Here is a 21,830-nt window from a genome sequence, read left to right on the forward strand (position 1 = left end):
CGATTAGAAGTTTAAGTCAACACCAAATACATAGGTTGATGTAATCGGATAAACAGAAGTATTACCCTGAGGCTGTTCCGGATCCCAACCATCATGAAGTTTACTAGACGTAAACAGGTTGTTACCGGAGAAATAGACTCTTAGTTTATCTAAACCAATTTTACTTGTAAGATTTTTAGGAAGAGTATAACCAAACTGTAAAGTTTTTGCTCTGAAATAAGCTGAATTATATACCCAAAAATCTGAAGGTCTGAAATTGTTATGCGATGAACCATCGATTAAACGCGGATAAGTTGCATCGGTATTTTCCGGAGTCCATCGATCCATTTGCCATTCTTCTATGTTACCGAGGTTGTAAAATGCCCAACCGATATATCCATCAAGATAAGTATCGCGTTTGCCAACACCTTGAAAAAATACAGAAAAGTCGAATCCTTTGTACTGTGCACTTAAATCGATACCATAGCTGTAGCGAGGAATATTGCTACCCACAACTACTCGGTCGTCGGCATTAATAACGCCGTCTGTGGCATCAGGTACTCCATCGTCATCGGTATCAACAGTAATCTGGTCAACATACTTAATATCACCAGGTGCAACGCTTCCAAATTGTTTTGCATGGTTATCAATTTCTGCCTGAGTTTGGAATAAACCATCAGTTTCATACATAAAAAGTGAATTGATAGCTTCACCTTCCTGTGTGATTGTATAATTACCGATATATGGTCCCGAACCTTTCAAATCAACCACCTCGTTTTTCACATCAGACAAAACAAAACCAACGGAATATTTAAACTCGTGGTCATTATTCGTGTAACTCACGTTAAAATCCCAGCCCGTATTTTTCACTTTACCTGCGTTCTGGTAAGGTGCAGTTAAACCAATGGTCATTGGAACAGGAAGTTGAAGTAAGATATCGTCGGTATTACGAACATACCATTCAAATGAACCAGATATTTTATTGAAAATACCAAAATCTAAACCAATGTTCGTGGTTGTTGTGGTTTCCCAGGTAATGTCTTCGTTAGCCATATCGGTTAATGCCGCACCAGGAACAGGGGTATCATTAAATATATAATCATTACCCAAACTAACTACTGAAGCAAACGGATAGTTACCGATATTTTGGTTACCCAGCTGTCCCCATGAAGCTCTGAATTTTAAATTATCCATCCAATCCACATTTGACATGAAATTTTCCTCCGAAATTCTCCAACCAAATGAGAATGATGGGAAAACACCATATTTGTTTCCTTCCGAAAAACGTGATGAACCATCATAACGAACATTGGCTTCAACCAAATATTTTTCGTTGAAATTGTAATTCAATCTTCCAAAATATGAACGTAATGCCCATTCGTAACCGGTACCACCATTGTTCATGTTAATTACAGAACCATTATCCAATACCATATAATCGACAAAAGGGAAATTTTCGCGATAAGCATTAAAGTTATTGCTCTTATAGTCAATTTGTTCGTACCCCGCCAATGCAGTAAAATTATGCTGCTCTATTTGTTTTGTATAGGTTACCAGAGCATTGAGATTGTTTCTCCAATAACGATCAAATCTTTCTGTTAAAGTCGACATACTTGGAGAATACATAGCCACTTCTTCCTCTCCTTCATGATACATAGCTACTGGTTTCCCATCTACACGGTTGTATGTATAACCAAAATCAGGAGCATATGAAAACATAACATCCATTCCTTCAATTGGCTGAACATTTACAGCGAACTTCCCACTAAAGGCATATTTATCAATATCTCTGTTTCCACCATCGTAAAACCCTGAGATTGGATTTCCGTAATTCATAAAATTAGTAGAATAACGACCATCGGTTGTATAAACCGCCATTAGAGCAGGTAGCCTGTTTACATTCGTAAATACAGATGATTCATCTACTCTTGGTTCATCTCGAGGTGAGTAACGACCAAATAAATCAAGTTTTATTTGAACTTTTTCAGAAACCTTGTAATCATTATTTAATCGAACCGAATAGTTTTTATAATTGTAATTTGGTAATAGCCCCTCTTGGTCCATATAAGAAATAGAAGCCATTGAACTTAGATTACCACTACCACCGGCCACTGTTAAGTTGTGATGTTGTTGTAAGCCAGGTTCAGAGAATAATAAATCCTGGAAGTTAACGTCGGGATAAGTTCCCGTATACAGTCCACTGTTATTTTTGTATTCAGCCATGTATTCTTCACTCCAAATTGGAGTTTTACCTGCATTTATCATGGCCTCATTGTTTAGTTCCATGTAGGTATAACCATCTGCATACTTTGGAAGCCCCGTAAATTCCTGCCAACCTGCATATCCTCGATAGTTCACCTTAAGTTTTCCTTCTTTTGCACGCTTGGTGGTAATAAGAATAACACCGTTGGCAGCACGCGAACCATAAATAGCTGCCGATGCCGCATCTTTTAGAATTGATATTGTTTCAATTTCGTTGGGATCTACAGCATTTAAATCGCCCTGAATTCCATCGACTAAAACCAAAGGATTTGAATCGCCTAATGTTCCAATCCCGCGAATTCGGATGGTTCCCTGGTCGCCACCTGGTTTACCCGAATTTTGGGTTACGGTAACCCCCGAGGCAACACCTTGTAGTGCCATGGAAGCGTTCATTACCGGTTTTTCTGCCAATGTTTCACCTTCAACACTGGCCACCGAACCGGTTAGGTTTACTTTCTTTTGTGTGGCATAACCAACTGCCACCACTTCTTCTAATCCAATTACATCGGCTTTTAAAGTTACATCAACTTTTGTCGCAGCGCTGATGTCGACTTCCTGACTGGCAAAACCAATAAAAGAAATTAGAAGCGTTTGAGCATTTTGCGGAACCTGAAGAGCAAAGGTTCCATCTGCTTGGGTTATAGTTCCGGTAGTTGTTCCTTTAACAACAACATTTACACCTGGCAAGGCCTCGCCAGCCTCGTCGGTAACTTTACCATTAACGGACTTTTCCTGAGCCCATAACACAGAACTTACAAATAATCCCAGAATTAGGATTATCATTTTTTTGATTTTCATAAGTTTTGATTTAATTTACATTTTTTGTTTTTATACACATATAATTTCAAAAAGAGCAGCCGGAACGTTTGTCGCAGGATGTTCCGGCATTATTCTTAATTCATCGCATATTATTTTGTTTTTAAATTCAATTTCATTCATGGTTTGGTAGTTCCCCCTCTTCTCAAAAAGGAGCTTGCCTTGCTTATCGTAAACAGCGTAATTCTGCACGCAAAATGGAATAATATCTTCAGGATGCCCCATTTGCACACTTTCCATTGGGTGGTCGTAATCGGTATCGAAGAATAACTTAAGCTTATTTATTTGTTGTGGTTTATCCCACGAAAGGATAATTTCCGGAGAAGTGTCATTTAGGTCGGCAGCCCAGGCATTGCTTTGAATGTTGGGTCGTACAAATCCGTTTGTTAAGTTTTCTGCTGAAAACATTTCAATGGCAGGCTTCACTTCAAAAGCAAGGTTTTGTCCGTCGGGGCGGCGTTTGGGTGTCCAGAATTCGAACGACTCAACCCCAATTCCTTCGGGCGGAACTTGAGCCCCATTGTTCGAAACAGCCTTGTTCATTTTCTGAAAAGCGGAAACTGTTCCGGTAAGCAATTGTTTGCTGCTCTTAACTTTTGCATCATTGTTTGGTAAAATGGTAAGAAAGGCGTATTGATCGGCGTCCAGTTCTTTTTCGAACGTAAAACTTAGAAATTGTTTGCCTTCTGATAAAGCAATTTCCAAACTATCGATAATTACATCGGGGGTATAATTTCCGGCTTTCGATGATTTTCGAAGTTGAATTTTCAGCGAAGATGTGCAAGCTGATTCAACTTCAATTTTAAAATTGTATTTAGTTTCTGCTTTTAAAGGAAGTAATTGCGCAAAACCTTCGTGCAACGAAACCCAATCGCCATCGAATGAAAGTGTTTTCAGAGAAAAAGTACTCGACACTGAAACTTTAGGTTTCTCAACTCCCAATTTTTTATAATCGATTGGAATTTTAGGAATACTTTGCCCCATTAAATTTAGCCGATTCTGAAGTTCCGAAATATTTTCTTTTTGATGAATCGCGCTGGTTTCGAGCTTGTTTTCAATGCACATTACCGATGCCAAAGCTGCTGCCTGGGCAATATGCCCACAGGTTGCCATAACACGGGTTGAACCAAACGCTACGTGAGAAGCACTGATGATTCGTCCGGCAAAAAGCAGGTTATTGATTGATTTGCTGGTTAAGGTTCTAAACGGCACCTGGTAAATTCCTTTTGAATGCCATTGAGTACAGCCGGGCAATTTGCTGTAAACCCCATCGCCGGGATGCAAATCGATGGCCCAACCTCCAAAAGCAATGGCATCATCAAATTCGCGCTGCTCGATAATATCTTGCTGAATCAGCATATAATCTCCCTCGAAACGACGACTTTCGCGTTTGCCTGGAATATTTCCTACCCACTCTAGCGTAAGATTTTCGGCTTCGGGGAATTTGCCCGAGTTTTTGATGTAATCCCAAACACCATAAACCACTTTCCAAAGTTCCCACTTTATTTTCTCGCTGTTTTCGATGGTATCCTCAAAGCGTCCGCCATACTCGAACCACCAAAAGTTGCAACCGGTCATGTTGCTTTGAATATTTTGAAAACGAGGAATTTTGGTTATGTCTTTTAATGCATACGATGGAGCTACGTATTTCACCGGTTTGCCTGCATCTTTGCTGTAAAAATAAATAGTATGCCCAAGCATTTTACCGTAAGCCTCATCGGGGGCAAAGAGCTCTCCAAATTCCTCTTTTGTTTCGGCACCCATTCTGAACGGAGCACCTGCCAAAAATCCAACGACTCCATCTCCCGAAGCATCGATAAACATCGGAGCTTTTAAAATAAATTCTGTTGAAGTAAGACTGCAAAAGGCTTTTAGGCTTTCGATGTTCGATTCGTCTTTTTTTATAAGCTCATAAACCGAAGTATTTAACAGCAAAGTAATATTTTGTTCTTCCGTAACTTTCTCCAGCAAAATGGTATCAAAAATAATGGCATTGCCATCCTTGTTCCGAAATAGGTTTTCCACCAATATTTCATCCACTACCCCACCTTCGCGCGCCCATCGGTTGTTGTTTCCCATGTGCGAGGTAGCTCCTAAAATCCATAAACGCACTTCGCTCGATGCGTTTCCTCCCAGCACCGGACGGTCTTGAACCAACACCACTTTTGCACCAGCTCTGGCTGCGGTAATGGCTGCACACGTTCCGGCAAATCCTCCTCCTGTAATTACAATATCAGCTTGTAAATTTTTCTTGTAATTTGTTCTACCAATATTGTTTATTGTTTCTACAATCATGTTTTGTACCTATTTTTTGGGTTTGATTAATATTCCTGTCAAAATAATCGCTACACCTGCCGCGATTACTAACCACTTGCCGGTATCTGCAAAAACTCCAATAACCGAAACCAATAATCCCGTTCCTAAAATTCCAAATGAAATAACTTTACGACCGTGTGTGTTTTGCGAATCGGAAACGACTGCCTCTTCTGCCTCAATTTCCTTTTCCTCTCTCTGTTTCTCATATTTCGCAAAATGAGGGTTATCTTTTTTATTTAAGGTAAACCAAAGCTCGAAAAGAGTGAGCACGATAATCGGTACTGCCACTCCTAAAATCATTTCCTGTGAGCGATTTAACGAAAATGAGAATGCGTAAGGTGTTATAAATTTAAATACCGCGTTAATGGCCAAACTTACCAATGTAGCTGTTAAAATGCTTTTTCCATTCTGCCGTTTTGAAAACAGCGACCAGATTGGCGGAAGATATAAGGCTGCGCCGGTTATGGCCGCCACGCTTAAAACAACTTCAACTATACCCCCCATATTTTGTACCAGCAAGGCCACTACAATTGTGAGTATCCCAAAGGCAACTGTTGCCATCCGGGCTACCACCATTAACTGTTTATTGCTTGTATTTGGATTGATATTTTTATACAGATCGTTGGTAAAAACCCCGGCCGCAATATTTAATGTAGTATTAACCGAACTTGATGTTGCAAAAATCATGGCACCCAACATTAATCCCAGCATTCCAATAGGCAATACTTCTTTGCACATCATTAAGTAAGCACCTTCGTCTCCAAAGCCTTCGAGTCCGGGATTAAAAACCCTGAAAATCATTGGCGGAAGCATCCAAATTACCGGACTTATCAGATAAAGTGTTCCGAATAAATAACCTACTTTTTTTGCCTCGCGCTGTGTTGGTACACTGGTGTAACGCTGCACGTAGGCCCAGTTTCCGCTAATAAAAAATAGGTTGTACAGCCCAAATGCAATCATAAAACCTAAGGTGTATTCGCCCGAGAAAATATTGAAAAAGTCTTCGGGAGTATTTTGTAAAAAGCCTGAAATACCATCAACCTTTTTGAACGCAAGCGGCACAACTATTAACACGGCAGCAGTAAGAATGATAAACTGCAAAACATCGGTAACAATTACCGCCCATAAACCACCGGCTGTGGTGTACAGAATAATAATTAAGCCTAAAACAATAATGCACCAATGAAGTGGAAAACCGGTTGAGACTTCCACAATTTTAGCAACCGGATACAAAAAAGCGCCGGTAGTAAAAAGTGAAATAAACAGAAATAAATAAGAATAAAGCTTTTGAACATTTAATCCTAAACGCTGGGTAATATACTCGGCTGCTGTTAAAACTCTAGCCCGATGCCATTTTGGAGCAATAAAAAAACCAATGATAAAACCGGCAATGGCCATGGTCCATTGAATGGTAACCGAAACCCAGCCATGCGTATAGGCAATGGAGCCCCAAACCACAAAAGTACCGGCAGAAAAGAAACTCATAAAAAGCGAAAGTCCGCTAATCCACCAAGGCACAGCCCCACCTGCTGCAAAAAAGTTTTTCATACTTTTTCCTGAACCTGAAAAGGAAAGTCCGGCAACAAGAATGCCGATGGAAAAGATTACGATTACGATATAATCAATAAAATGCATAGCTTAAAACTGATTGTTATTATTGCTTTAGTCATTACGAATGTATCTACAGATCTTCATTTTTGAAGAATGATTTAAATATAAATCTTCGGAAACGTTTCCGAAAACGCTTTAATTTAACGGAAACGTTTCCGAAAATCGGCTAAGTTATTTGTTATCTTTGCTTCAAATCATCAATTAAGTATAAAAAAGATGAAACATGTCACCATAAAAGACGTAGCCAGGGCACTGAACTGTTCCATTTCAACTGTATCAAGGGCTTTTAACGACAAGTACGACATTCATCCCGACACCAGGGAACGCATATTAAAAGCTGCGTCGGAAATGGGTTACCAGCCCAATCCAATTGCTCGTAAACTTACACAACAACGGACCTACAATGTTGGTGTTGTTGTTCCCGAGTTTCTAAATCCCTTCTTCCCTGAAGTTATAATGGGCATACAAGATGTTTTGCTGAAAAAAGGGTACCAGGTATTAATAATGCAGTCAAATGAAAATGATGACACCGAGCGTGAGAATTTAAAAACACTGGTCGAGAATTTTGCTGATGGCATTATTATTTCCCTATCTCAGGAGTCTAAAAACATCGATTATATTCAAAGTCTTATCGACAAGGGATTCCCCATTGTTCTGTTTAACCGCTCCAACGAATCGTTAAATGTCTCTAAAGTGTTATTCGACGATTATAAATGGGCACTTTTTGCAACCGAACATCTTATACAGCAAGGGATAACCAATATTATACACCTGGCAGGAAAAAACCACCTCACCCTTTCCAAAAAAAGAATTCAGGGATTTGTTGATGCCCATCGGAAATACAAACTGCCCGTTGATAATTCTAAAATTATTGAAACCGGCTTTTTGGTTAAAAATGGGTTTGAAGCGATTGAAAAACTGATAATTAAAAAACAAATTCCGCAAGGCTTTTTTTGCGTAAACGACCCTACTGCCATGGGAGCCATCAAAGCTTTAAAAAAACATGGATTTCGTATTCCCAGCGATGTTGCAATTATTGGTTTTACGCAAACCCCCACATCTTCAATGATTTCACCTCCGCTTTCTTCTGTTATTCAACCTACCCGGCAAATGGGAGAAGTTGCTGCGGAGCTCTTGCTAAAGCAACTTGATTCCAGTGGTCTGATTGTACCGGAAACAGTGGTATTAAGTGGAAGTCTTAAAATACGGGAATCGTCGGTTAAGCTAAGCTCCTGATTTTAATTCGTACTGACCTGCTTAAAACATTACTGAATTTACTACAAAATAAGTTTTATCCTATAAATACAAAAAAAGCTGCTCCAAACTCGGAACAGCTTTAAATAGCACTATCTTAATTTTTTAACCTCAATTCATTTCCAATATTTTGAACTCGGTTCTACGGTTTTTGCGATGCTCTTCTTTCGAACAAGGAACACCATCATCGCATTTGTTTACCAATTGGGTTTCGCCATACCCCATTGCTGTTATTCTGTCGGCACCTATTCCCTTACTTATGATATAGCCAACTGCAGAATCGGAACGCTTCTGGCTAAGTTTTTTGTTGTAGGCATCACTACCACGGCTATCAGTGTGCGAACCCAGTTCTACTTTCCAGTCTGGATTATCATTCATTACTTTTACCAGTTTGTCCAGTTCTACCTCCGATTCTGGTAATATATCCCATTTATCAAAGTCGTAATAAATGTTTTCCATAACAAATTTCTGCCCCACTTCTACTTTTTCAACCCAAAGTGTATCACGAATTACTCCAAATGGTTTTCCAACAGTGGAAATTGTTTTTGAATCATTCATAAAACCATCGATATTGGTGGCTACAGTGTACGACTTGTCTTTTTCCAGTTCTTGCTTAAATAACAAACCTGCCAGGGCTTTCAAAGCTCCTCCGAATGTAATTTTGGCATCGCGAACAGGCTCCATGGTTTTCTTGTTCATCACTACCAATTCCAACTCGTATTTACCTTGCTTTTCGATTAATACCTTGTAAATATCGTCGCTTCCCAAACCTCCATTTTTGTTTGAGCAGAAATAGCCAACTTCCTCTTCAGGATGTATAACAAAACCAAAATCGTCACCATCAGAATTTAACTCCTTAATTTCGGCAACACCAGTAATGTTTTCGCCAAACAAACCAACATTATATATGTCTAAATCATCGCCCGATCCTCTTCCGTTTGATGCAAAAATTAACAGTTTTCCTTTGTAAATAAAAGGGAACATTTCATTCTTTTCCGTATTCACAGCATCTCCAAGGTTTTGCATTTCTCCCCAAACACCGTTGGTACGAACCGACATATAAATATCGGTGCCTCCCAAGCCTTTTCCTGGAATATCAGATACAAAATACAGAGTATCGCCAGAAACAGTAATACTTGGATGACCTACGGAATATTTTGGATTGTTAAACGGTAATTCGCCGGTTTTTTGCCACTGTCCATTAACTTCTTTGGCAATAATTATCTTCAGTCTGATATCTGCTTTTTGATATACCTTATTCCGAACATCAGGATTTTCAAAGTTACTTAACGTAACAAATAGTTCGCCGGTAGCTTGGCAATACGATACCGGTCCGGCGTGATAGTTTTCGCTGGCTTCTGCGAGCTGCACAGCCTTTCCATCTTTAACATTCCCTTTCGAATCGGTTGGTGTTGCATAAAGATTGTAAAAAATTTCCTTGTCTGTACCACTGTTAAGTTTCTCTATTTCTTCAGCGGTAAAAGCTGAATACCAAAGTTCGTTTTGAACGAAAGCAGGTCCAAAATCACTTTGTGATGTATTTAATTCCGTCTTTTCAGTCTCTAGTTTAACTTTCTTTTCGAAGTATACACACTTCTGTTGCGCAAAAGCCATCATCGGAACAAATGCAATAATAAAAAGTAATACTCTTTTCATAATTATTTGAATTTAGGATTCTCTGAAATTATCATTATACATTACTACAAATACAAATATTAAGAATGCATCCAGCTTCTTAATACGACCCTTATTTTCTGCAATATTACTTGCAAATGTTGAAGCAAGTTAGGCTATTTTACTTAATTAATCAAGTCTTTTTCTGAGCATTACTACATTTTCCACATGATGGGTGTGAGGAAACATATCAACGGGTTGAATTTTCTCAATTTGGTACAACGAATCAAGCATTGCAAGGTCGCGAGCCTGGGTTGCCGGATTACAACTTACGTATACAATTTTTTCGGGTTGCATGCTTATTATTGTTTGCACCACATCAGCATGCATTCCTGCTCGTGGCGGATCGGTAATTACCACCTCTGGTCGTCCATGTTGCTTTATAAACTCTTCATTCAGGACGTCTTTCATGTCGCCTGCAAAAAATGAGGTATTGTTTATTCCATTAATTTCAGCATTCAGTTTAGCATCCTCTATAGCTTCTGGCACATATTCAATACCCACCACTTTTTGGGCTTTACGGGCAACAAAGTTCGCAATGGTACCCGTTCCGGTATATAAATCGTACACGGTTTCTGTACCGTTAAGTTCAGCAAAATCTCTTGTTATTTTATACAATTCATAAGCCTGACTGGAGTTTGTCTGGTAAAAACTTTTTGGACCGATTTTAAATTTTAGCCCCTCCATTTCTTCAAATATATGATCGCGACCCGCAAATACTTTTATTTCCTGGTCGGTGATGGTATCGTTGCCTTTTTGGTTTATTACATACATCAGCGAGGTAATTTCCGGGAAACGCTCTTTAAGGGTGTTAAGTAGCGCTTCTCGTGCAACAGTATCCTCGTAATAAAAGCTTACAATTACCATTATTTCACCTGTTGAACTAGTACGGATAATAAGCGTTCGAAGAAATCCTTTTTGTTCCCGAATATCAAAAAACAACAATTCTTTTTCCAATGCATACTCGTAAATAAAATTCCGGAGTTGATTTGAGGGATCGGCCTGCAACCAACATTTTTCAATATTTACAACCTTATCAAATAAACCCGGAACATGAAAACCCAGGGCATTCGGATCTTTAATTTCATCCTCTGATTCAATTTCATCAAAACTAAGCCAACGTTTGTTTGAAAAGGTAAACTCCATTTTGTTTCGATAAAATTTTTCATTTTCCGACCCTAAAATGGGGCTTAACTCCGGTAGCTCGATTTTACCTATTCGCGATAACTGATCCTCTACTTGTTTCTGTTTGTAAAACAATTGTTTTTGGTATGGTAATATTTGCCATTTACATCCGCCGCATACACCAAAATGCTCGCAAAAGGCTTTTTCGCGATCCTGGCTGTAAACTTTGTACGCTTTCACGATTCCTTCCTGGTACCGTTTACGTTTTTTGGTCACCTGCAAGTCGACTACATCACCCGGAACTGCTAGTTTTGTAAAAACAACCATATCGCCCACTTTGGCAATAGCTTTTCCTTCTGCTCCTATATCTTCAATTTTCACATTCTCGTAGAATGGCTTCTTTCTTTTTCTTCCCACTTAAATCTATTTTTGCGCAAATATAAAGCATTAATAATTATTGCATTATTATTGCTTCCACAGTCATTTCCCATACATAGATACTTTTTCCCATTATGGGAAAAGCTACTCATATTGCCTACACAAAAGTGATTTTATGTTAGCCAGCACTTTCATGCTTTAATCATTTGCTTATATTTGCTATTGATTTAATGGTTGGTTTTATTTTCAATAAGTAAAACTTAAAAGGGGAAAGCGACTTCTGTATTTATGATTGGTTTTGTGTTTAGGGGTTTGTAAATTATCAATCATCTTCAAAAAGCGTCCATAGAGCTTTCCCCTTCCTTTTTTACCCGAGAGGGTATTTTTTTTGCCTAATTTTTAAAAAATGTGATGTGTCCGAAATAATTATCTTTGGGCAATTTTTGTTATTAATGATATCACTAGATAAAATAAATCTCAGTTTTGGAGGCTTTGAGCTGTTCAAAGAAATAAGTTTTCTTATCAATCCAAAAGACCGAATTGGCCTGGTTGGTAAAAACGGGGCGGGAAAAAGTACCTTATTAAAGATAATTTATGGTACAGAAACACCTTCGAATGGGCAGGTTGCTATTCCGAAAGAAGTAACTGTTGGTTATTTGCCACAGCAAATGAAAGTTTCGGATACCCGGAATTTAATAGATGAAGTAACCCTGGCATTTGAAGAATTACTAAGCATTAAGCAAAAAATTAATACTTTAAATACAGCAATTGCAGAAAGCGAAGATTATCATTCGGAAGAGTACCTGAAGAAACTAGACATGGTTAGCGAGCTGAATGAGCGTTTTCAGCTTTTGGGTGGCGACAATTACCAGGCAGAGCTTGAGCAAACATTGTTGGGTTTAGGATTTGAGCGAAGTGACTTTAAACGAATGACCTCTGAGTTTAGCGGAGGTTGGCGCATGCGTGTGGAACTGGCAAAACTACTGTTGAAAAAACCTGATATATTTTTACTGGATGAGCCTACCAACCACCTCGATATTGAATCCATTCAATGGCTGGAAGATTTCTTAAAAACATATAGCGGTGCTGTTATACTTGTATCGCACGACAGAACATTTCTTGATGCAGTTTGTAACCGCACTATAGAAATTTCGCTTGGAAAAATATCGGATCAGAAAATGAATTACTCGAAGTTTGTCAGCTGGAAAGCCGAACAAAAGGAAATTCAGTTGGCAGCGTATAACAATCAACAGAAAATGATTGATGATACCGAGAAATTTATCGAACGTTTTCGGTACAAAGCATCAAAAGCAGTTCAGGTACAATCGAGAGTAAAACAATTGGAGAAACTTGACAGGCTTGAAATTGAAGAAGAAGACAACACAGCACTTAAACTTAATTTCCCACCTGCGCCACGCTCTGGCCGTGTGGTTGTTGAAGCTAAAAACATTAGCAAATCTTATGGACAGCTGCATGTGCTTGACAGCATTGATTTAACCATAGAAAGTGGAGAAAAAATTGCTTTTGTTGGGCGAAACGGTGAGGGAAAAACAACCCTGGCCCGGATAATAATGAACGAACTCGAACACAGTGGAATAATGAAACTGGGGCACAATGTAAAAATTGGCTATTTTGCACAGAACCAGGCACAACTGTTAAATGAAGATCTGACAATTTTTGAAACAATAGACGAAATTGCCGTTGGCGATATCCGCACAAAAATAAGGGATATACTGGCGGCATTTTTATTCCGGGGCGAAGATATCGACAAAAAAGTAAAAGTACTAAGCGGGGGTGAAAAATCGCGCCTTGCCATGATACGCCTCATGCTTGAACCGGTAAATTTCCTCATTCTGGATGAACCTACCAACCACCTGGATATGCGCTCGAAAGAAATTTTAAAAAATGCGTTGATAAATTTCACCGGAACGGTCCTGGTTGTTTCACACGATCGCGATTTTCTTGACGGCCTGGTAAATTGTATCTATGACTTCCGAAATAAAAAAGCCAAGCAACACCTGGGCGGAATCTTCGATTTTCTGTATCGAAAAAAAATGGAATCGCTGAAAGAATTAGAAAGTAAAAAACAAGAACTAAAAACTGAAAAGGCCAACAAGCCCGCAACGCCGGGAAAAGAACTTTCTTTCGAAGAAAAAAAAGAAATTAACAAAACTATTTCAAGACTTGAAAAGAAAGTAAATCAAACCGAAGAAAAGATAGCAGAGATTGAAACTGCCATTGAAGAAATGGACAAACTGTTGGCTGCTCCTGAAAATATTAACGACCATGCAGTGTTTGAAAAATACGAACAACTAAAACAAGAATTGGAACAAACAATGACTGACTGGGAAGAATCCCATGAAGAACTGGAAAGCTGGAAAACAAAAAAAACGTGGTAGGTTTTAAAACTCTGAAAGGTAGATTTGCCACACACTATTGAAAATAAACAATTCCTATATCATGAAAAACAGAACAATAAATAAAGAAGATTTTTTATTTGGCACAAGAGCCTTAATTGAAGCCATAAAGAAAGGTAAAACAATAGATAAAGTTCTTATAAAAAAAGGCCTTCGCAACGAGCTCATTCTCGAACTTCAGGAGCTGTTAAAAGAAAATGGAATTGCAATCCAATATGTGCCTGTTGAAAAAATAAACCGGATAACCCGAAAAAACCATCAGGGAGTTTTGGCTTTTGTTTCGCCAATTGAATTTGACAATATTGAAACACTTGTTCCGGGAATATTTGAAAAAGGAGAAACTCCTTTGCTCCTGGTTCTCGACCAAATTACCGATGTGAGAAACTTTGGAGCAATTGCCCGTTCGGCTGAATGTGCCGGTGTACACGCTATTATTATACCAGAAAAAGGAATGGCCAGAATTGGAGCAGATGCAGTTAAAACCTCCGCCGGGGCTATTCACAACATTCCCATTTGTAAAACCAACAACTTATATCACACGCTGCGTTTTTTAAAAGACTCGGGCATTAACCTTGTTGCTGCCACCGAAAAAGGAACAAAACTTTATTCCGATTCAGACATGAAAACACCAATTGCCATTGTAATGGGCGCTGAAGATACCGGTATTTCACCGCAAATTTTAAAAATTACAGATGAGCAGTTAAAAATTCCGATTCTGGGCAAAATCGAATCTCTAAATGTTTCCGTTTCAGCTGCACTAATGATCTACGAGGCAGTACGACAAAGAAATCAGGAATGAACCGGAATTGTTCTTTTAAATGATTCTTCTAACGAAATAAAGGTTTCTGTACTTGCCACCCCGTGAATCTTCTGAATATCGCCACTTAAAATATTCTTAAGGTGCTCATTATCTTTTGCGTACACCTTAATAAAAATGGCATACGCTCCGGTGGTGTAATGGCATTCAACAATTTCCGGAATATTCTCCAACTCCTTTACAACCTCACTGAACAAGCCCCCTTTTTCAAGAAAGATTCCGATATAAGTACAGGTTTTAAAGTCAACTTTTTTGGGATTTATATGATAGCCACTTCCAACAATTACTTCAAGATCAACCATTCGATTAACACGCTGATGAACGGCAGCACGCGAAATCCCCACTTCTTTGGCCACATCCTTGAATGGTATACGTGCATTTTTTGTTATAATATCCAGAATTTTTAAATCCCAATCATCCAAATTATTTCTTAAAGTCATATTGTAACATTTTTCTACAAAAATATCAAAAATCTATCATTATTCAACAGTATTATTAACTGCAAAACATTATAGTAACAAAATGAAAACAAAAATGCCAGAACCTTTCAAAACCACCAAAATATTATCAGTTTGTTAATTTACCTATTAATATTCTTTCATTTTTCTATTTTATTATCGTTTAAAAGATTGATTTAATACTTTTATCTCAGATTTTTATCAAACAGACAGCAATAAAAATCTAACAACAGACATTTTAAAACAGGATTCAGCACGTTTAGCAGCATTCATTTTTGTAATAAAAATGAAGCCTTAATATGCTGGGCAGACTTAATTGCAAGTAACCTTAAAATTAAATAGACATGAAAAATTCAACAAGTTGGTGGTTTATTTTAGCCCTTCTGGTATTTGTCGCTTTTTTGGGCGTAATTATCCCGTCTGGTGTCGGCGACATTAATATTGCAGATCTTGATGCCGGTGACACAGCATGGATGTTAACAGCCACAGGATTGGTGCTTCTTATGACACCGGGTCTGGCTTTCTTTTATGGAGGTATGATTCAATCCAGAAACATTATTTCCACAATGCTACAAAGTTATATAGCAATGGGAATAGTTAGTGTTTTATGGGTTGTTGTAGGCTTTAGCATCGCCTTTGGAGATAGTATTGGAGCCGAAGGCTTTGGTTTATTCGGAAATCCGCTTACATTCTTTATGTTTAAGGGCGTTGGTGGTGGAACTCACCCCGATTTTGCGCCAACATTTCCGTTTGCAGTATTTGCCATGTTCCAACTAAAATTTGCCATTATTACACCGGCTCTTATTACAGGTTCTTTTGCAGGAAGAGTACGTTTTAGAGCCTACATGCTTTTTATGGTATTATTTATTATTTTCATTTATGCTCCTTTGGCGCACTGGACATGGCATCCGAACGGTTTTCTGCGTAACTGGGGTGTTCTTGACTTTGCCGGAGGTACAGTGGTACATATGTCGGCCGGATTTGCAGCACTCGCCGGTGCAATATTCCTGGGCAGAAGAAAAGATGCCAATAAAGAATTTAAACCAGCGAATATTCCGTATATTTTACTTGGTGCAGGTATGTTATGGTTTGGTTGGTTCGGGTTTAATGCCGGATCGGCTCTGGCTGCCGACTCGATTGCAGCTTCGGCATTGGTAAATACCAATACGGCATCAGCAGCAGCAATGTTAACCTGGATATTCTACGATGCAGCTCAAGGTAAAAAGCCATCTGCAGTTGGTGCTGCAATTGGTTTAGTTGTTGGTTTGGTTGCCATTACACCTGCTGCCGGTTTTGTAAATGTAGGATCAAGTATTTTTATTGGAGTAATTGCAGCTATTGTTAGTAACTACGCTATTACTTTACGCACAAAATCAAAATTAGACGATACGCTTGATGTATTTCCTGCACACGGAATGGGGGGTATTACCGGTATGATTTTCACCGCAGTATTTGCCAACGAAGTTGGTTTGATTCACGGCGAAATTACCACTTTCCTTTATCACCTGCTGGCACTTATTATTGTTGGGGTGTTTACATTTGGTGGTTCAATGTTGATGTACAAAATTACCGATCTTATCGTTCCATTGCGTATTTCTCCTCACGGTGAAAAGGTGGGACTGGATATCAGTCAGCACGACGAGTCATACAATTTTGTATATACAGAAGAATAAGAAGTAAATTATTTGCGATAAAAAAGGCCGGTAAAAACCGGCCTTTTTCTATTTTATAGGAACTTGTCGTTTAAAATCCATTTCAAGCGAAATAAAAGTCTCGGTTCGGGCAATTCCTTCAATATCCTGAAGTTGCTCATCAATTAATCGTTTAAGGTGTTTGTTGGTTTTGGTTTGTATTTTTACAAAAATAGCATAAGCACCCGTTGTGTAATGACATTCAACTACTTCTGGTATATTTCTTAATGCCTCTGCCACCTGAGTATGATATTTGGCCTTATCGAGGTAAATCCCCATATAAGCACAGGTATTATAACCAAGTTTTTGCGGGCTAACCACGAACTCACTGCCATGCACCACACCTATATTTAATAAACGTTGTACCCGCTGATGGATGGCAGCACCTGACACACCACATTCACGAGCAACTTCTAAGAATGGAATTCGGGCGTTTTTTGTAATAAGCTTTAATATCTTTTCATCCAGCTCATCAATATCTGCTGGTCTTTCTTCTAAATAATCATTCGACTTCATGCTTCAAATTTTCTGAGTTAGTTTCAAATTATAGCACAAATGTAGACAAAATTCACAATTACTAATCTGTGATGCTAAAAAACATATAAATACTTACAATATGTAAGTTTCAGATTATATGCGAAATACACAAAAAACCGCAAAAAACTTCCTAGCGAATACCTATTTTCTCGATATCTGCACCGGTAGGCTCCTGGAAAACCCGAAGTTCAAATTCTGGAATCACCGCAAAAATATGATCAAAAATATCGGCTTGAATGGCTTCGTAATTTGCCCAGGCCTGATCGTTGCTAAACACATAAATCTCGATAGGCAAACCTTTACCCTGCGGTGCAAGTTGACGCACCAAGAATGTTAGGTCTTGTTTTATTTTAGGATGCTGACGTAAATATACTTCCAGGTATTTCCTGAATATGCCCACGTTGGTTTGATGCCGGCCACTGATGTAATCCTCTTCTGCCAGATTTTTCCCCTTATTGTATTCTTTCAGCTCTTGTTCTTTTTCACGAACATAGTCGCGTATAAGATCAAACTTCTCGAAACGACTCAACATGGCTGCATCGCAAAATTTAATGGTATTAGTATCAATGGCTACCGAACGTTTGATGCGTCTTCCGCCCGATTCTTCCATTCCTTTCCAATTGTAAAATGATTCTGAAACCAGCGCATAGGTAGGTATGGTTGAGATGGTTTTATCCCAGTTCTGAACTTTTACCGTGTTTAAGGTAATATCGATAACTGTACCATCCGCCTTATGACTGGGCATTTCAATCCAATCGCCAATTTTAACCATGTCGTTGGCCGAAAGTTGTATTGACGCCACGAAGCCCAGAATAGTATCCTTAAAAACCAGAAGCAAAACAGCTGCCATGGCTCCCAAACCAGTTAACAAAACGGTTGGATTTCGGTTAAGCAAAACAGCCAGCACCATAATACCAGCCATAAAATAAATCAGAATTTTAATGAGCTGAATGTATCCTTTTATAGGGCGATGATGCGAATATTCGGTAGTGTTGTATATTTCCATACCTGAATTCAGCACCGCGTTGGCCACAAACACAATAATAAGTGTAAAATAAATCTTGGCAATTTTTATGAGAAAACCGGCCAGTTTAAAGTAATGATCCTTACTTAGCTCAGCCAATACTTCTGGCTCCAGCTCACTGAGTTCCTGGTGCAGCACCGGAAATGAAAAATTTGCGGTATATAAAATTATAAACGCAGGCACCAAATGAGCCAGCCCATTAAAAAGTTTATTTCCAACCAGTATATCGTCCCAGGTAGTTTTAGTTCGTTTTGCTATACGAACCACGATACGAACCAAAACCTGTCTGGTGACAAAATGAGCAAGCCAGGCAACAAAAATTATAATTATAATGGTAATTACGGCTGCAGTTGGCTTTACCCAAAATTCGCCACTGCCATACTCGCGAAAATATTCAAGCAAAAGTTTAAAAACCGATCTCATGTTTTATTGTCCTTTAATTTCTTATTTTAAGCCAAAAATAATAAACCGTTGTAAAATGAAGCTGAAGTTTTCTGTTATTCTTTTTCTATTGCCATTTATGGGCCTGGCTCAACACCATTATAACACCCATTTTAAAAACAATACCCTGCGTTTTGATTTTCTGCTGGGTGGAAATAAGGACGAAGTTGTTGTTTACCCGCAACAAATAAAAGAAGAACCCTATTGGGGCGGCTCAAAAACCAATCTCATTGATAGCTTTAATTACGGAAGTTATCGCTATCGGGTTTTCGATTTGAAAACCAACGAACTGATTTACAGCAAAGGTTTTAGTACCCTGTTTCAGGAATGGCAAACTACAGCCGAGGCAAAAACCGGCAACAAAACCTTTTACCAGGCAGCACATGTGCCCTTCCCTAAGAACGATATTCGGTTGGAAATTGATGCCCGCCAGTGGGACGGAACGTTTAAAACAATTTTCGAGACAACTATCAATCCAAAAGATTATTTTATTGTAAGAGAAAACACGCTCCATTTTGAGAATAAAACTATTGTACAAAATGGCGATCCGGCAACAAAAGTAGATATTGTTATCCTTGCCGAAGGGTACACCAGTGCTGAAATAAAAGATTTTTACTACGATGCCGAAAAAGTTTCAGACTACCTATTTGATGTTGAACCCTTTAAATCGGAGAAAGCAAATTTTAATGTCACAGCTGTTTTTACGCCCTCATCAGAAACGGGAACTGATGTGCCGGGCGAACACATTTACAAAAACACTTATTTTAATACCAGCTATTACACCTTCAATTTGCCGCGCTACCTGACTACTGCCGACATGAAAACCGTTTACGATGCGGCGGCCTGTATTCCTTACGACCAAATTTATGTGCTGGTAAATACCGAACGTTATGGCGGTGGCGGATTTTACAACTTTGTTTCGGTATGTACTGCCGATAACGAGTTAAGCAAACAGGTTTTTGTGCATGAATTTGGTCATGGTTTTGCCGGTTTAGGAGACGAATACTACAACTCGGCAGTAGCGTACGAAGACTTCTATAACCTAGAGATTGAACCCTGGGAACCCAACATAACAACTTTGGTTGATTTTGATAAAAAATGGAAAAACATGATTGACACGGACACTCCGGTTCCAACACCACGAAAAGATAAATATAAAAACACCGTTGGTGTATACGAAGGAGGTGGCTACATGGCTGAAGGAATTTATAGTCCCTATATTGATTGCCGGATGAAAAGCAACGTTGCAGAAGGTTTCTGCCCGGTTTGCGAGGAAGCGATTCGAAAAGTAATTCGCTTTTATTCGGAATAGCAAAAAAGCGGATGAGTTCTCAGGCTCATCCGCTTTTTCTATAATCTTCTCTTTTTTACTATTCTTTATTCTTCAATAATTTAGATGTAATTACGTAAGCTACAATTAAACCAAGTCCTCCAAGAACCAGTATTGCAGTAAAAAAGGCAACAACCTCATCCATTACGTTTGATAATGCATAACCTACAACTACTCCTAATCCAACTGCAATTAAAAAGATTCCCCATTTAACCAGCGATAACTGTGAACATTCTCCTTTAAAAATTCCGGCATCGAGCCCTTTTTCTACTAAGGCCAGGCGTTCTTTTGTACGTGTTGTCCAGTAAACATACAAGATGGCGAAAATTGCCAGAAAAAAACCGATTGGTACAAATAATCCTTCCATGATATTAAATTTTAAATTGTTTTTATTTCTGTTTTCGCTCTTTTGACGCCACATTGTTTCTGCGGTTACAACTTTTCCTGTTTTTTTTCTTGAAGATGAATCATTTCACGCAGATATCGCAGGTAAACGCGGATTTTAATACTATAATAAGACAAAAGTGAAATCCGTAATTTGTATCATTCTCCCTTTAAAATTATTGAATTTGCGATATCAGCGTAATCTGCGTGAAATTTTTTCTTAGTAACTTGTAACCTGCTAATCATTATTACGTCAAAAGAGCGAATGGAGCAAAAAGACGATATCTATTACATAGAAAAAGTAAAGGCCGGACAGACCAATTACTTTTCTTATATCGTGGAAAGATATCAGGATATCGTTTTCTCCATTGCAATGAAAGTTCTAAAAAATCGTGAAGACGCCGAGGAAATGGCACAGGAGAGTTTTATAAAGGCATACAAATCGTTGCACACCTTTAAAGGAAATGCAAAATTCTCGACCTGGCTCTACCGAATTACGTACAACAATTGTATCTCGGAAGTGCGAAAAAGGAAAATGCATTTTACATCAACCGATGATGTGCAGATTGCCGATGAAGCTGAAGAAATGAACCTGGATGGAATACCGGAAGAAAACAGGGCACAAGCCATTAAAGCCGCCATGGATAAATTACCGGAAGATGAATATACACTCATACTTTTGTATTATTTCGAGGAACAGTCGATTGAAGAGATTAGCAAAGTAACAAAGCTATCAGAAAGCAATACAAAAGTGAAACTTTACAGGGCACGTAAAAAGCTCTATACTATTTTAAATGAATTAATGAAAGACGAGTTATACACTATATTATGAACGAACTGGAAGACATAAAATTAAAAGCATTGCTGCAAAATATGAAACTGGAAAATCCGGGTACTGGTTTTACAGTTCAGGTGATGAACAAAATTTTTGAGGAAAATAGTGTGTTGGAAAAAATTAAATCGGAAAAGGTTTTGGGTAAAGGATTCTGGATTATTTCTATACTTTTTATCGTATTACTTGCAGCCATCTTTTTTGTAAATAATGCAGGAGTGCAGACCGACAGCCAGATTGGACAACTTCTTCCGGAGGCCGGACAGGGATTATCGGAAGGTTATCAATCATTCTTCAGTAAATTGGGAACATTGCCGTTAAGTATTGCCGGAATTACAATTGCAGTATCAGTGCTTATATTTATCGACAAATTTATTAGCTCGAACAGCAAAATTTTCGCCTGAACGAAATACACTTAGTATAGCTAATACAACGAGATAAATACAAATCGCTACCCTCTGTGGAAGGGAAAGACGATTGCCCT

Annotated in this window: 16 protein-coding genes; 7 read left to right on the plus strand and 9 right to left on the minus strand. The window is 38.6% G+C overall.

Annotated features, from left to right (window positions below; genetic code table 11):
* Positions 1-3 precede the first annotated feature (3 nt).
* From QZ574_RS11910 to QZ574_RS11920, 3 genes are read right to left on the minus strand one after another with little or no spacing between them, the layout of a single operon-like run.
* Positions 4-3,039 carry a TonB-dependent receptor gene (locus QZ574_RS11910; protein ID WP_297089727.1) on the minus strand — a complete coding sequence of 1,012 codons (3,036 nt, stop codon included), beginning with the start codon at positions 3,037-3,039 and terminating at the stop codon, positions 4-6.
* A gap of 30 nt (positions 3,040-3,069) precedes the next feature.
* On the minus strand, positions 3,070-5,352 hold the full coding sequence (locus tag QZ574_RS11915) for an FAD-dependent oxidoreductase (protein WP_297089729.1): 2,283 nt from the start codon (positions 5,350-5,352) through the stop codon (positions 3,070-3,072).
* A 9-nt stretch (positions 5,353-5,361) separates the two neighbouring features.
* Positions 5,362-7,008, minus strand: coding sequence for a sodium:solute symporter family protein (locus QZ574_RS11920; protein WP_297089731.1), 1,647 nt, complete (start codon positions 7,006-7,008; stop codon positions 5,362-5,364).
* A gap of 192 nt (positions 7,009-7,200) precedes the next feature.
* On the opposite strand from QZ574_RS11920, the gene QZ574_RS11925 reads away from it, so the two are divergent.
* The gene (locus QZ574_RS11925) at positions 7,201-8,220 is read left to right on the plus strand and encodes a LacI family DNA-binding transcriptional regulator (protein ID WP_297089733.1); all 1,020 of its coding nucleotides are present in this window, start codon (positions 7,201-7,203) and stop codon (positions 8,218-8,220) included.
* 129 nt (positions 8,221-8,349) lie between these two features.
* Here QZ574_RS11925 and QZ574_RS11930 read toward each other — a convergent pair whose 3' ends face one another.
* Positions 8,350-9,894 (minus strand): OmpA family protein, encoded by a 1,545-nt coding sequence (locus QZ574_RS11930; protein ID WP_297089735.1) that lies wholly within the window; start codon positions 9,892-9,894, stop codon positions 8,350-8,352.
* A gap of 147 nt (positions 9,895-10,041) precedes the next feature.
* Positions 10,042-11,454, minus strand: coding sequence for a 23S rRNA (uracil(1939)-C(5))-methyltransferase RlmD (rlmD, locus tag QZ574_RS11935; RefSeq protein WP_297089737.1), 1,413 nt, complete (start codon positions 11,452-11,454; stop codon positions 10,042-10,044).
* A 413-nt stretch (positions 11,455-11,867) separates the two neighbouring features.
* Here rlmD and QZ574_RS11940 point away from each other — a divergent pair, with 413 nt between their 5' ends.
* Complete coding sequence (locus tag QZ574_RS11940) at positions 11,868-13,814, plus strand: ABC-F family ATP-binding cassette domain-containing protein (protein WP_297089739.1); 1,947 nt, start codon at positions 11,868-11,870, stop codon at positions 13,812-13,814.
* Positions 13,815-13,875: 61 nt separating this feature from the next.
* Entirely contained in the window at positions 13,876-14,631 is a 756-nt protein-coding gene (gene rlmB / locus QZ574_RS11945; RefSeq protein ID WP_297089741.1) for a 23S rRNA (guanosine(2251)-2'-O)-methyltransferase RlmB, read from the plus strand.
* Here rlmB and QZ574_RS11950 read toward each other — a convergent pair.
* Positions 14,622-15,089: an Lrp/AsnC ligand binding domain-containing protein gene (locus tag QZ574_RS11950; protein WP_297089743.1), complete on the minus strand. Its 468-nt coding sequence runs from the start codon at positions 15,087-15,089 to the stop codon at positions 14,622-14,624. The two genes, rlmB and QZ574_RS11950, sit on opposite strands and share 10 nt — an antisense overlap.
* A 362-nt stretch (positions 15,090-15,451) precedes the next feature.
* On the opposite strand from QZ574_RS11950, the gene QZ574_RS11955 reads away from it, so the two are divergent.
* The gene (locus QZ574_RS11955; RefSeq protein WP_297089744.1) at positions 15,452-16,780 is read left to right on the plus strand and encodes an ammonium transporter; all 1,329 of its coding nucleotides are present in this window, start codon (positions 15,452-15,454) and stop codon (positions 16,778-16,780) included.
* A gap of 48 nt (positions 16,781-16,828) precedes the next feature.
* On the opposite strand, the gene QZ574_RS11960 is transcribed toward QZ574_RS11955, so the two are convergent.
* Complete coding sequence (locus tag QZ574_RS11960; protein ID WP_297089745.1) at positions 16,829-17,314, minus strand: Lrp/AsnC ligand binding domain-containing protein; 486 nt, start codon at positions 17,312-17,314, stop codon at positions 16,829-16,831.
* Between the two features lie 151 nt (positions 17,315-17,465).
* Positions 17,466-18,782, minus strand: coding sequence for a mechanosensitive ion channel domain-containing protein (locus QZ574_RS11965; RefSeq protein ID WP_297089746.1), 1,317 nt, complete (start codon positions 18,780-18,782; stop codon positions 17,466-17,468).
* Positions 18,783-18,837: 55 nt separating this feature from the next.
* Between QZ574_RS11965 and QZ574_RS11970 the strand changes: the two genes are divergently transcribed.
* A complete protein-coding gene (locus QZ574_RS11970; RefSeq protein WP_297089748.1) occupies positions 18,838-20,112 on the plus strand; it encodes a M64 family metallopeptidase in 1,275 nt (424 codons plus the stop codon).
* Positions 20,113-20,170: 58 nt separating this feature from the next.
* Here QZ574_RS11970 and QZ574_RS11975 read toward each other — a convergent pair whose 3' ends face one another.
* Entirely contained in the window at positions 20,171-20,497 is a 327-nt protein-coding gene (locus tag QZ574_RS11975; protein WP_297089750.1) for a DUF6249 domain-containing protein, read from the minus strand.
* A 282-nt stretch (positions 20,498-20,779) separates the two neighbouring features.
* Here QZ574_RS11975 and QZ574_RS11980 point away from each other — a divergent pair, with 282 nt between their 5' ends.
* Positions 20,780-21,346, plus strand: coding sequence for a sigma-70 family RNA polymerase sigma factor (locus QZ574_RS11980; protein WP_297089753.1), 567 nt, complete (start codon positions 20,780-20,782; stop codon positions 21,344-21,346).
* Positions 21,343-21,750: a hypothetical protein gene (locus tag QZ574_RS11985; protein ID WP_297089755.1), complete on the plus strand. Its 408-nt coding sequence runs from the start codon at positions 21,343-21,345 to the stop codon at positions 21,748-21,750. The genes QZ574_RS11980 and QZ574_RS11985 overlap by 4 nt, the downstream gene beginning before the upstream one ends.
* The last annotated feature ends 80 nt before the right edge of the window (positions 21,751-21,830 follow it).

This window comes from uncultured Draconibacterium sp. (assembly GCF_913063105.1).
Taxonomy (GTDB): Bacteria; Bacteroidota; Bacteroidia; order Bacteroidales; family Prolixibacteraceae; genus Draconibacterium.